Origin of the sequence: Croceibacterium soli (genome assembly GCF_009828065.1) — a bacterium.
GTDB classification, from domain to species: domain Bacteria; phylum Pseudomonadota; class Alphaproteobacteria; order Sphingomonadales; family Sphingomonadaceae; genus Croceibacterium_B; species Croceibacterium_B soli.
Window position 1 is genome coordinate 16,727 of sequence record NZ_WTYK01000005.1, and the last position, 12,416, is coordinate 29,142.

Genomic DNA, 12,416 nt, shown 5'->3' on the forward strand with positions numbered 1-12,416 from the left:
TGCCAGTTAGAGCCGCGGGACATTCACCGGCGTGCCGTTCTTCGGCAGGCCGGAATCGAGTTGCTGGCCGTTCGCTTTCCTCAGGTCGAGGAACAGCCCGCCGGGCTGGCCATTGCGCAGCGGCGCGATGCGGACGCTGACGGTCTCCCCGCCCTTCAGCGAAGTGCGATGCCACCCCTGGCGCTTCAGGTTGTTCGGGCTGTTCAGCTCGATCGACCAGTGCCGGGTCTTTCCGCCGTTCGCCACGTCCAGTTCGATGAACGCGTGGGGATTGGTCCACTGGAATTCGCGAACCGTGCCGCTCAGGGTTATTACTTTGGTCTGGTCGAACATCGCAAAGCTGTGGTGAGCGACCGCCGGCCCAGCGGCGGCGAGGACCAGCGTGCCGGCAATCAGCGATGCGGCGAGAGCCTTAGTCATTGGCAACCCCTTCGATTTCACTTGTCCCGCGCTCTTCGGCGGTTTCCCGGCCGAGCTCGGTCCCAGGCAGGTTGGCGTTGTAGGCGAGGATGCAGTTCGCCTCGTTGATGTCGGTGTAGTCCTGCCGGCTGTAGCGCTTTGTCGAACGCCATTCCCCTTCCCACATGTTGGGGTCGGTCATGATGTATTCGACTTCCATGACGCGGCCATCCTCCACCAGGCGGATGCGCTCCACGATCTCGAACGCATCGGAGATGGGGATGCCGTAGTCGATGTAGTGCTTGTCGGGCTCGAAGTACTTGGAATGCACGACCAGCGTGTCGCCTTCCCAGCGGCCGATGGATTCCCCGTTATAGCTCGGCACCACCAGGTCGGGATCGCTGTGCTGGCGCCCGTCGAGGAAGATCGTGCGCACGGAGTTGTTGAAGCCCGAGATCATGTAGACCGCGGTCGGCAGCTGGATGAACGCGTGGGGCCAGACCCGGGTCATGATCATCGGCATGCCGGGCGGGAAGCACTGGCCGATGGCATCGCGGTACGTCTCCCCGCGGGCTTGGGCCTTGGGCGCCTCGATCAGCGCTTCGCGCCCTTCGGCGTAGAACTTCGGGTAAGGCGGCCCGAACAGGAACTTCAGGAACCCGGCCGAAAGATCGACGAACCAGGTACCGGTGAGATCGAACGGCGGCGCCGGCCGCTCCTTCGCGAGGTTTGCCGGAGCCAGCGCCCCCAGATAGCCGGGATGCTTCGGCACCATCTGCTCGAGCCGCTCCCCGGTCAAAGGCGTGTACTCGCGCACGACGTCGGGCTGGGCCGGCAGATCGCCTTCTGCCGGATACCCTTGCGCGGCAAGCGACGCCGGGCTCAGCAATGCCGCGAAGGCCAATAGAATGTTCCGCTCTCGCCGCATCATCGCTCCACGTTCCAGCCTCTGATCGGGCGGGTAAGACAACTTACGCCCTTCATTTTGATATAGTCAACAAGGTTCGGTCAGAAGTCATACTGCAAGGTCACTCCAAGCTCACGCGGGCGGCCCCTGACTACCGCGAGGGCGGACCTGTCCGGCCGCGCCAACGGATGGAGCCGCGCGGGCGGCCCGCCCTGGTCCCAATAGCCACCGCCGAACCGCTGCCCATAAGTCGCATAAGTGTTGTCGAGCAGGTTGTTCGCAAACGCCGAGATCCTCACCGGCGAGCCTTCCGGAACGAACTGGATCCTGGCGTTGACCAGTTCGATCGCCGGCAGCGTGAAGGACGAGTCGGTGCCGTTCGTCGGGTGGGTGGCCTGTTCGTCGGTGTAGGAATAGTTCAGGTTCAACGTCAGCTCACCGGCGTCGATGATCGTGTTGTAAGTCGCGCCTATGTTGAAGGTGATTTCCGGGACGTCCGGGTAGAGGTTCGGCCCGCTGTTCGCGACCTCGTCCTTGAGATCGTACTGCGTGATGGCGCCCGCAGCGTCGAGGATGAATTCGTCCGTGACCGCCAGCTGCATGTCGAGCTCGCCGCCGTAAATGTCGACGTCGCCCGAGTTCACGACCTGGATTTCGAAGCCGAGCGGGCACGAGGGACTGGTGACGCAGGCGACCTGCCGAGCCGCCTGCCGGTTGGTCCACTGCATGTAGAACAGCGTCGGATTGAAGCGCAGGCGCCGGTCGAACATGCTCACGCGCATGCCGGCTTCGTAGTTCTTAACCGTTTCGGGCGCGATCGTCTGGATGAAGTCGCCGCTCTGGTCGGGGCCCGGTATCCTGTCGAGCGCCGTAAAGCTGAACTGGCCCGCCTTGTACGCCTTGGAGGCGGTGGCATAAGCCATCACGTCTTCGGCCAGATCGTAGTCTACGGTGGCGCGCCAATCGATCTGGTTCCAGGAATCGTCGCTCGTCACATGCGTGAAGGTCGTGCCGGGAGCAGGCGTGAAGTTCGCGGAAGCGTGCTCGGTCTCCGAGAAGTCCTTCTTGTCGTAGGCGAACCGCAGGCCGCCGGTCAGGTTGAGCCGGTCCGTGGCATGCCAGGTGCCGCTCACGAACACGCCGTAGGAATTCGACACCTGCTCGGTGTAGGCGTCGTTCAGACGGAACAGGCCTGCATCGGCGTTGCCGTTGGCGCGGTTGGGAAAGGCGCTCGTGCCGCGGCGGTTGATGGTCAGGGCCGGGCTTTCGGACTTTTCGTAGAAGTAATTAAGCCCCGTCACCAGATCGACGGCCCCGCCGAACAGCTCCGCGTTGAGCTGCAGTTCCTGATAGAACACCAGGGACTTCAAGTCGGTCGAGCGGTCCTCCGTGCCGAGCAGCTGGTAATCGACGGACGCATCGTGATCGAGCTTGGCCACGCCCGTGACGGAGGAAACCTGCAGCGTGTCGCTGATGTCGTAGGCGGTGCGAAGGTCCGCCTGCCAGTAGCGGTTGTTGTCGAACTGTTCGCAGGCTTTGTCGAAATCGGGATCGAAGTCGTCGAGCAGGCAGATGCTCGGCGCGGTGAAATCGTCTATGACGATGCGCGGATCGTTGTACGGCGCCAGCGGGGCTTGCCCCACCCCCCTGAAAGCATCGTTGAGCCAATCGGCGAAATTGCCTTCGATCACTCCCTCGATGCCCGGGCGCATGTCGAACTCGGTGAAGACAAGCGGATCGGGAAGCCTTCGAATTCGAATAGAGGAAGCCGGCGGTGGCCTCGAACCGGTCCGTGGGCTCGAACCGCACGTTGAGCCGGCCGATCACGTCCTCCGATCCGCCCAGGTCCTGCGTGCCGCGCTCGACGAACCCTCCCTGGCTGAGATAGGCCCCCTGCGCCCGCACGGCCACGGTGTCGCCCAGCGGCACGTTCACCGTTCCGATCACGTCGGCGCGATCCATGTTGCCGGCGGTCACCCGTATGTAGCCGCCGAAATCCTGCAGTTCCGGCTGCTTGGTGAAGATGCGGATCGCGCCGCCGGTGGAGTTCCGCCCGAAGAGGGTTCCCTGCGGCCCGCGCAGGACCTCGATCCGGTCGACGTCGAGCACCAGAAGGACGGAACCGCTCGTGCGCGGCACGAAGACCCCGTCGATGTACAGGCCCACCCCGCGCTCGCCGACCGCTCCGCCCCCGCCCGAGATGCCACGGATGGAGAAGCTCGGGATGGCCCCGCCGTTTCCGCGCGACGGCGTGATGTTGAGGTTGGGAGTGAACGATCCGAGATCGGCGAGGTCGTCGATCCCTTTGGCGGCGACGATCTCGTCGGTCACGGCGACGATCGAGAGCGGTGTGTCCTGCAGGTCCGTGGCGCGGCGCTCGGCGGTGACGATGATGTCCTGGCCGAACCGCGGCGCCTCCTCCGCGGGCTCGGCCTCAACTTGCGCCATTGCTGGTGCTGCCAAGGCGCAAGCCGCCACGCTCGCGAACATTGCCGCCCGTCCGCCCAAAACCGACATCCCGTTCCCCTGCTTTTTTGCTTTTCACGCCCGAGCATACGATTGACTCCGTCAAATGCAACTTGTTTGAGTGAATCAACAAAATAGAGGCAGGAGCGCCCTCGGGGTCTCGCGAAAGCGCATCGAAACACTCGATCAGCCGGCTAGCTGTCCGAAAGGGCTAGGATGATCCTCTTATGGGAGGGTGGCGGACAAGCACCGAATCAGCGATCTTGCGCACGCCGCAGGAACAGATTGTTGCCAGGGACTCCTATGCCTCGCTTTGGAGCGGATAATCCGCAGCACGATGCCGGTCAGGGTCTGTATGTCCGCAAGGACGCGCCGATCTATTTCGAAAACGACACAGCAAATCACTGGTACGAGATCATCAGCGGCGTGGTGCGCACTTGCCGCTTCCAGGTCGACGGGCACCGTCACGTCACCGGCCTCTACTACAAGGGTGACGTGTTCGGGCTGGAGACCGGCCGGTACCAGGACACCGCCGAAGCGGTCACCGAAACCGTGATGATCCCTCATCCCCATTGTACGCGGGAAGCGCCGGCGCAGGACACCTCCCGGGCCTACGAATGGAACCGGGCCCTGCGCAAGGCGCTGGGCAGCGCGCGCAGCTGTATCCGTCTGATGGGCTGCAAGACTGCCGAGGAAAAAGTCGCCGCGTTCCTGCTGGAGACGAGAGAGCGACTGCAGGCGGACGATACAATCGTCGTGCCGATGTCGCGCGGGGATATCGCCGATCACCTCGGGCTGACCATTCATACCGTCAGCCGCACTATTACAGCGCTTGTTCGCCAGAAGCTGATCGCGCTTGACGGTCGCCAGAAAATAAAGATCCTCGACGACAAGGGATTGAGCATGATCGCCGGCGAAGCCGGCGGCAGCCGCGCCTCCGGTCCGGGCGAAGGCTAGTGTCCATATGGGGTTTCACAGGGAGGAAATATTCATGAGCACTGTTCCGATGCCAGACGTGCGCTCCGGTTCTCGCCCGCTGCTTGCCATCCTGGCCGGTTGCACCCTGCTCCCCGCTCCCGTTCTTGCGCAGGATGAAAGCGATCCTTCCAGCTTGTCCGAGCTGCGCTCCGAAGTTGCCCGGCAGAAGGAGTTGATCGAACACCAGGGTGCCCTGCTCCGCCTGCAGCAGGAACAGATCGACGATCTTCGGGACCGCATCGTCGGGGAAGACGTGGCCGTGTCCCTGCGTGGGCGCGGGCCGGCGCAAGGGGGTACGCCAGGCGCATCCCAGGCGAACGAACCGGCAGGCGCTCTCCCCGACCGGCCGGTCGGCGTCGCGCCGCCCGAACCGGAGGCTCGGGTCGAAGTGGCGGCCGTGCCCGAAGGCCAGGGCGTCCTCACCCCCGCCGGGCGGTTCGTGTTCGACCCCTCGGTGGAATACACATTCGCCTCCAACACCCGGCTCGTCTTCCGCGGGATCGAACTCGTCCCCGGCATTCAGATCGGGCTGATAGAGGCGTCCGATGCCGACCGGGAGACGCTGACTTCGACCGTCGCCTTCCGCTACGGGCTCACCAACAGGCTCGAGATCGAAGGGCGGCTGCCATACCTGATCCGGTCGGACCGGATCGAGGTGGTGCAGCAGCGCGACGAGGGCATCACGCGAGAGGTCCGGCTGAAGGAAAACGACTTTGGCGATGCGGAATTCTCGCTCCGCTACCAGTTCAACCGCCCGCTCGGCGAAAGGCCCGTGTGGCTCGGCACTCTGCGCGTGAAAAGCAACACGGGGCGCAGCCCGTTCGAGATCCCGATCGACTCGTTCGGCGTCGCCCAGGGGCTGGCGACCGGATCCGGCTTTTGGGGAGTGCAGCCCGGGGTGAGCTTCCTGCTCCCTTCGGACCCGGCGGTCATCTACGGCGGGATCAACTACCTGTACCACATCCCGGCGAACATCGACCGCGAGGTCGGCGGGATCGAGATCGGCCGCGTCGATCCGGGCGACTCCGTCAGCGCCAATCTCGGGTTCGGCTTCGCCCTGAACCCTCGGTTCTCCTACTCGCTTGGCTATCAGCACAGCTACATTATGTCGACCACGACGGAGATCGAAGGCATCATGCAGAGATCGAACAGCCTGCAGGTGGGGCGGCTCAACCTGGGGCTGTCCTACCAGGCAAACAGGAATACGCTCCTGAACTGGGTCTTCGCCTTTGGAGTTACCTCCGATGCGCCGGACGTCAGCGTTACCTTGCGGATGCCGTTCACGCACTGAGCGTCAGCGCGGGGCTCCGGCCATGGACGCATCGAGGATGCCGAGGAGGTGCGACTGCATCAGGCCTTCGCGGAACCCGTCGTAGCCCACGAGGTCCAGAGTTGCCTTCACTTCCTGCGTGGCGTGCAACGAGTCGGCCGCGTTGAAGAGGAAGTTGTGAATGCCGTCCTCGGTTACGGCGTGGGCCAGCGCGGTGTGGCCGCTGTTGGTCAGATAGACGGTCTGGCCGCCGATCGACATCTTCATGCCGCCGGCGCTCGCGGCGGCCAGTGCGTCCGCCTGCGCCGGCTCCAGCACCGGATTGACGTATCGCGTCAGGGTCGATCCCTCGTCGGTCCACTGCATGACGGTCTGGAGCATCAGCTCGCCGTCGATGAAGGTAAGCAGTTCCGCGCCGAAGCTGATGTCCATGCCGGACCAGGAGAAGCCGCCCCGCAGCTCCGCCAGTTCATCCGGCGGCACGCGCTCCAGCTCGCCGAACGGATCGTGCGGCGGAGAAGCGGCGATAAGAGCCGCACCTGCCGAAAGGGCGAACAGACAGCGCCTGAGCATCAGCTACCTCCGTTGAACTCGAGCAGGAACTCGGGAGTGATCTGGTAGACCGGGGGCAGATGGGTGGTCAGGGCGCCGACCGCCTCGGGGGCCGTGCCCTCCCCGATCGGCGCCCTGGACCATGGCCCCCAGTCCCCCGCCCTGTTGAACTGCGGCGGCATGTCGCCGGGCGTGTCGGTCACGACGAGCGCGATGTTGTTCCACATCGCCTCGAATTCCGCGACCGGGTATTCCGTCAGCCCGAGCGCCGGGTCCCCCAGCAGGATCCGATCGCCGCGCAAGCCCTTGACCACCGCGAAGTGCTTGAAGCCGTTGATGTCTAACAAGACGATCATCGGCAGGGACGTGCGCTGCAAGTCCTCGATCCCCATGCGGAACCCTTCGGCCCGGTAGCCCAGGCTGTCCAGATAGGTCTTCATGTCGAACATGGAGAAGCCGACCTTGCGGATAGCCGCCTGATCGCCGGCCCGCCACATCTCCGCGAAAGCCACCCGCTCGGCGGTCGGTTGGTCGTAATGGTAAGTGAGCAAAGTCGCCACGGCGGCCGAGCCGCAGCTGAAATCGTATTGCTGGCGGACCACCGTGCGGAACGGGATCTCCGCCCAGCTCATCACGCGGACATTGTAAAACCCGCCCGCTTCGCTGCCGAGACGGATCTCCGCTGCTGCAGGCGAGGCCAAGGTAGCGATGCCGAGCGCTCCAAGCGCCAGGATACTGGCGCGTCGCAGCCTCCGGCTTGCGGGATACACACCCGACCGCATGTCTTACAATCCGCCGTCGACGTTGATGACGAGGTTCACCCCGCCCTGCAGCGTCGAGAACGCGCCGGTGTTGACCAGCACGTTGCCCAGCCCATGGAAGTTCGAAAAGGCCTGGTCGCTGATGGCCACGCTTCCGGCGGTATAGCCGCCGTTCAACTCCCCTCCGGCGGTGATGGCGGTAAGCGTCTGCTCTCCGACCACGATGGTGTAGCGCCCGCGCTGCTCCTTCAGATCGGTCGTGGAAAGGGCGCCGGGGGCCGCCGTTGCGGCATCCGTCGTGGGCGGGGTTGCGAACAGGTCCGCAACGTCGGCAGCCTCCGCGGTCGGTTGGATCGGCGGCGAGTCCTCGGCCAACCAGTCGGACCAGTCCGAGACATCTCGCGCGGCGTCAGCGACGGCATCTTGCGCGGCAGCCGGAACCGAAAAGCCCAGAAGCGCGAACCCAAGCCAAGCTGTACGTATCATGGCTCTTCTCCAGGTATCCCAAAGGGGAAAAAGGCGGCCAGGCCAAGTGGCCCGGCCGCCGGTAGGCTTACGGAGTTGCGTTGGTGTACGTGATGTTGCCCTGCACCGCGAGGTTGGTCGCAGCTTGGGCGTTCGCATTCACGCCGGTATTCTGAGCGAGGTTGTTGATGCCGGCGAAAGCCTGGAAGGCGGCGCCATCGATCACGATACCACCGCTGGCATAGCCCGCATCCGCATCGAGAACTTCATCGCCTACGCCGGAGTTGGAGTTCACCGCGACCAGGACCTGGGTCGCGACGACTTCGTTGTTGATCGAGCTGTCGCTGTTGAACGAATCGTCGGTGATCGTGCTGCCATTGTTGGCGGAGCCGTCATCGGCCGAAGAGTCGCTGTTGAACGAGTCCTCGGTATCGTTGACAGTGCTGCCGTTGTTGGCTGAGCCATCCTCGACATCATAGTCGTTGTCGGTCACCGAGCTGCCGTTGTTGGCAGATCCGTCGTTCGCCGAGTTGTCGGTGTTGAACGACTCGTCGTTGACAGTGCCGCCGTTGTTGGCGGAGCCATCCTCGACGTCGTAGTCGTTGTTGGTCAGGTTGGATCCGTTATTGGCAGACCCTTCATCGGCCGAATTGTCGGTGTTGAACGATTCGTCGATGTCGGTCTCAGTGACGGAGCTGCCGTTGTTGGCCGAACCGTCCTCGACGTCGTAGTCGTTGTTGGTCAGGTTGGATCCGTTGTTGGCAGAGCCTTCATCGGCCGAGGCGTCGGTGTTGAACGACTCGTCGATGTCGGTTTCGGTGACGGAGCTGCCGTTGTTGGCGGAGCCATCCTCGACTTCGTACACATTGGAGCCGTTGTTGGCGGAGCCGTCATTGGCCGAATTGTCGGTGTCGTCATCCGTCAAGGTGTTGAACGAGAACAGGTTGTCGTCGTCCGTAACCGTACCGCCGTTGTTCGCGGAGCCGTCATTGGCCGAAGTGTCGGTGTTGAACGAGTTGTCGATATCGTCGTCCGTAACCGTACCGCCGTTGTTGGCGGAACCGTCGTTGGCCGAGTTGTCGGTGTCGTCATCAGTCAACGTGTTGAACGAGAACAGGTTGTCATCGTCCGTCACCGTACCGCCGTTGTTCGCGGAGCCGTCGTTCGCCGAGTTGTCGGTATTGAACGATTCGTCGAAATCCGTGTCGGTGTCGTTGACGGTACTGCCGTTGTTCGCGGAGCCGTCCTCGACGTTGTAGTCGTTTTCCGTCAGCGAGGAACCGTTGTTAGCGGACCCATCCTCGGCGTCGCCGGAAACGCTGCCTGCGTTGGCAGAACCTCCGTCGAGGTCGATGTCTTGCCCTGCTGCCGGAGCGGCCAGTCCGAGCGCGAGCGCAATCGTAGAAGTTGCCGCTAAGTGCCTTAGTTTCATCTTGCTTCTCCAGATCAAGATCAGAACTGCGCAGGCAAATCCTTGCCCCCGCGCTTTCTTCGCACGGACCTATGCCGATCGAAGGAGTGCAAGATACTTTGAATGTGAAGTCTTGTTTTGCGAAATCGCAAATATCCCTTGTTTCCAGGATTAGCTCAAATGGACGAATAGGGGTAAGGTGGTAACACTTAAGAGTGATGCACTTGCTTTCCCTGGCGTCTATGTTTCTGGATGGGACTCCTTGTCCGCTGGGGCGGCCCCCTCCGGCACGACGACGAACTCGACCGCCAGCCCCGGATCGAGGTACCGCGCCGCTGTCGCCTGCAGTTCGGCCGCCGTGATCGCCTCGACGGTATTCGGCGCGCTCAGGAACCGCGCGATCTGCTCCGGCCGGCTTTGTGCCCGGTCGACCAGGTTCATCCAGCCGGCGTTGGTGGAGAGCGCGTTATCGAGTTCCTCCAGCAAAGGCGTACGGGCGCGCAGGAGGATGTCGCTCGGCACGGGCTGCTCCAGCAGTCGCCGCACGGCGCCGAGCATGGCCGTTCGTGCGTCCCCGATCCGCGCAGCATCCACTTGTGCGGCGATGGTGAACGTGCCGTAACCGTCATGGACCTGGGACTGGGAGGCATTGACCCCGGGCGTGTAGGTCTGCCCCAGTTCCTCCCGCAGCGTTTCCATCAGCACGATCCTGACTACCCGCTCGAGCAGTTCCAGGCGCAAGTGCTCTGGGTGGTCGCGGTCATCGGTGGTCCGCCAGGTGAAGCGCAGCAGTGCCTGGTCTGCCGCGCCCTTGTGATGCAGAACGCGCGCGGAGCGGTCCGAAGTGAACGGGCGCCCGCGGTTCTCCGCGTAGGGACGGAACTCCGCCTCGCGCGGCGGCAAGGCGCCGAGCGTGGCCGCGACGGCCCCGATCGCGCGGTCTTCGTCGAAATTGCCGACCAGCCCGATCTCGATCGCGCCGTGCTCCAGCCGGTCACCGATGGCGCGCCGAAGCTGCTCCAGGGTCTTCGCACGGAATGCCTCCTCCGGCGGGATGCTGAAGCGCGGATCGCCGTCCGACAGCACCTCCCCTGCGCGGTTTCTGACGACATTGGCGGGGGTCGCTTCGCGCCTGGCGAAGAAGATGCTGGTATCGCGGCGGAATTGCGCTGCGGCTTGCCTGCGGAAGCCCGGATCGGTCAGCGATGCCGCCAGGAGCTGGAATTGCAGCAGGAGATCGCCGGGCGTCGTGACCGCGGAGATACGGAAGGTCTCCTCGTCCGCCGCCCAGCGATAACCGACGTTGCGGCCGGCAAGCAGCGTCTGCAACTCGTCGTAGTCGTGCGCACCCAGGCCCCCGTAGTGGAGCACCGGGACCATCGCGGTGCGGAGCGGATCGTCTTTCGTGTCGAGCATCTTGCCGCCATCGAGGTTCATCTCGACGCGGACCTGTCCCCGTTCGAGGTCCGTCCGCTTCATGTTGAGCCGGACGCCGTTGGCGAAGCGGACGGTGCGGATCCCCAGAAGCGGTTCCACCGTGTCGCCCACGACCGCGCCCGGCGGCCCGAACTCGGTATAGGCGAAAGACGCGTCCTGGGCAGGCCGGCTCGGCTCGAGCGGTCCGGCCATCGCCTCCTCCCACGCCGCCCGGAGCGCCTCGGCGCCGCCTCCGGGCGCCGTCGCACCCTGGAACCGAATGAGTGGATCGTCGAGCGGCACCAATTCGGCCGCGAGCGCCTTCATCACCGTTTCGGGCGTCACCTCCGCCGCGAAGGCCTCGAACCGGGCCAGGTCGCTCTCCGGAGCGGTCGGAACCCGGCGGTCCTGCAACAATGCCAGGGCCGCAGCGGTCAGGTCCGCATGGGTCCGCGTCTCCGACGCAGCAGCCGCCCTTTGGAGCGCGTTGCGGATGATCGCGAGTTGCTCGTCCACTTCTGCCTGGGTAAACCCGGAGGAGAGCGCGCGCCGGTATTCCCCCGCCGCCGCAAGCAGCGCCTGCCGCCACTTCCCAGAACTGCTTTCGACCGTCAGCCTCGTCGTGCGCGCGGCCTCGAACACGTCTCTCGTGGAGAGGGAGGCTTCCCGGAACGGCGGCCTTTTGCTGCGGGCAAGGCGGAGGAAGCGCCGGTTCACGATGCGGTAGCCGACCGTCCGCTCCAGCTGCGTCCGCCGATTGGCGGCAGTGTCCTGCTCGCCCAACCAGGCGCCGTGACGGGCAATCGTGACGCGCTCCGGCAGGGAGGGATCGAGATAGACATCGGTCTGCCCCGCAAGAGCCGGATCGATCGGCCCCGGCGAAGGCTGCTCGGTCGCCGGGGCCGGTGAGGCCCAATCCCCGAAACGGGCGGCGATCTGCTGCTCGACCTCGGCGGGATCGATGCTGCCCACCACGATCAAGGCCGCGTTGTCGGGCCGATAAGTCCTGCTCCAGAACGCGCGCAGATCTTCCGGACCAGCGCCGGCCACCGTCTCGGCGGAACCGATCGGCAGCCGCTCGGTGAAGCGAGCGCCCGGGTAGAGGAAGGCGAGGTTGTCGATGCTGTTTCTCTGGCGGTAAGTGTCGCGCACCCGGCGCTCGGACAGGATGATCTTCTTCTCCCGCTCGATCGCCTCACCATCGAAGGTCAGCGACCCCGCCGCCTCTCGCAGCACCATCAGGGCATCGTCGATCAGTTCCGGTCTCGCGGTCGGCAGGCGCAGCCGGAAAAGCGTATCCTCATGGCTCGTCGTGGCATTCGCATCCCGTCCGAACGCGATCCCGCCGCGTTCCAGGAGTGCGACCATTTCGCCTTCGGGCAAGTTCTCCGATCCGTTGAACCCCATGTGCTCGATGAAATGGGCGAAGCCGCGCTCGTCCTGCGTCTCGTCGAGCGACCCGGCACGGATCAGCAGCCTTATCTCAGCCTGGTCCTGCGGTGTATCGTTCGACCGGACGATATAGCGCAGGCCGTTCGGCAGCTGCCCGAGGACGAACGCGGGATCCGGCTGCAGATCGCTTCCTTCGGTCGCCCAGTCCACCATCGGCGACTGCGCGGATAGAGCGGAGAAGGCGCTACAGAGCACGGCCAGAACAAGCGCCAGCAAGGCGCGAGGCAGGAGGCTGCGGATCACGACCGAAGTCATTAACGCATCTGGATCGCGTTCACCACCGACGCGCGCGGCACGGCACGTCCTTACAGCCAGGCGCCAGCGGGGGCGGTCGCAGCC

At 64.4% G+C, this 12,416-nt stretch carries 10 protein-coding genes and 1 pseudogene; 2 read left to right on the forward strand and 9 right to left on the reverse strand.

What is annotated here, in order from left to right; genetic code table 11:
• Nucleotides 1-6: 6 nt before the first annotated feature.
• From GRI75_RS09620 to GRI75_RS14825, 4 genes and pseudogenes are all read right to left on the reverse strand, one after another.
• A complete protein-coding gene (locus GRI75_RS09620; RefSeq protein WP_160746766.1) occupies nucleotides 7-420 on the reverse strand; it encodes a DUF6152 family protein in 414 nt (137 codons plus the stop codon).
• Nucleotides 413-1,303, reverse strand: coding sequence for a hypothetical protein (locus GRI75_RS09625; protein WP_160746767.1), 891 nt, complete (start codon nucleotides 1,301-1,303; stop codon nucleotides 413-415). The genes GRI75_RS09620 and GRI75_RS09625 overlap by 8 nt, the downstream gene beginning before the upstream one ends.
• A gap of 104 nt (nucleotides 1,304-1,407) precedes the next feature.
• On the reverse strand, nucleotides 1,408-3,018 hold the full coding sequence (locus GRI75_RS09630; protein ID WP_235911453.1) for a TonB-dependent receptor: 1,611 nt from the start codon (nucleotides 3,016-3,018) through the stop codon (nucleotides 1,408-1,410).
• A 379-nt stretch (nucleotides 3,019-3,397) separates the two neighbouring features.
• Nucleotides 3,398-3,823 (reverse strand): annotated as a pseudogene (locus GRI75_RS14825) (TonB-dependent receptor plug domain-containing protein); the annotation flags it as partial.
• Between the two features lie 252 nt (nucleotides 3,824-4,075).
• Between GRI75_RS14825 and GRI75_RS09640 the strand changes: the two are divergent.
• Together GRI75_RS09640 and GRI75_RS09645 are read left to right on the forward strand one after the other, a co-directional pair.
• A complete protein-coding gene (locus tag GRI75_RS09640) occupies nucleotides 4,076-4,729 on the forward strand; it encodes a helix-turn-helix domain-containing protein (RefSeq protein ID WP_160746770.1) in 654 nt (217 codons plus the stop codon).
• Nucleotides 4,730-4,763: 34 nt separating this feature from the next.
• The gene (locus GRI75_RS09645) at nucleotides 4,764-6,041 is read left to right on the forward strand and encodes a porin family protein (RefSeq protein ID WP_202389695.1); all 1,278 of its coding nucleotides are present in this window, start codon (nucleotides 4,764-4,766) and stop codon (nucleotides 6,039-6,041) included.
• A gap of 3 nt (nucleotides 6,042-6,044) precedes the next feature.
• Here the strand turns inward: GRI75_RS09645 and GRI75_RS09650 are convergent, their stop codons facing one another.
• From GRI75_RS09650 to GRI75_RS09670, 5 genes are all read right to left on the reverse strand, one after another.
• The gene (locus GRI75_RS09650; protein WP_160746771.1) at nucleotides 6,045-6,593 is read right to left on the reverse strand and encodes a hypothetical protein; all 549 of its coding nucleotides are present in this window, start codon (nucleotides 6,591-6,593) and stop codon (nucleotides 6,045-6,047) included.
• Nucleotides 6,593-7,273, reverse strand: a complete 681-nt coding sequence (locus GRI75_RS09655) for a C39 family peptidase (RefSeq protein ID WP_160746772.1) — start codon at nucleotides 7,271-7,273, stop codon at nucleotides 6,593-6,595. The genes GRI75_RS09650 and GRI75_RS09655 overlap by 1 nt, the downstream gene beginning before the upstream one ends.
• An 84-nt stretch (nucleotides 7,274-7,357) precedes the next feature.
• Nucleotides 7,358-7,819: a hypothetical protein gene (locus tag GRI75_RS09660; protein ID WP_160746773.1), complete on the reverse strand. Its 462-nt coding sequence runs from the start codon at nucleotides 7,817-7,819 to the stop codon at nucleotides 7,358-7,360.
• A gap of 67 nt (nucleotides 7,820-7,886) precedes the next feature.
• On the reverse strand, nucleotides 7,887-9,230 hold the full coding sequence (locus tag GRI75_RS09665) for a hypothetical protein (RefSeq protein WP_160746774.1): 1,344 nt from the start codon (nucleotides 9,228-9,230) through the stop codon (nucleotides 7,887-7,889).
• Between the two features lie 219 nt (nucleotides 9,231-9,449).
• Nucleotides 9,450-12,320, reverse strand: coding sequence for a M16 family metallopeptidase (locus tag GRI75_RS09670; RefSeq protein ID WP_328597964.1), 2,871 nt, complete (start codon nucleotides 12,318-12,320; stop codon nucleotides 9,450-9,452).
• Nucleotides 12,321-12,416: the final 96 nt, after the last annotated feature.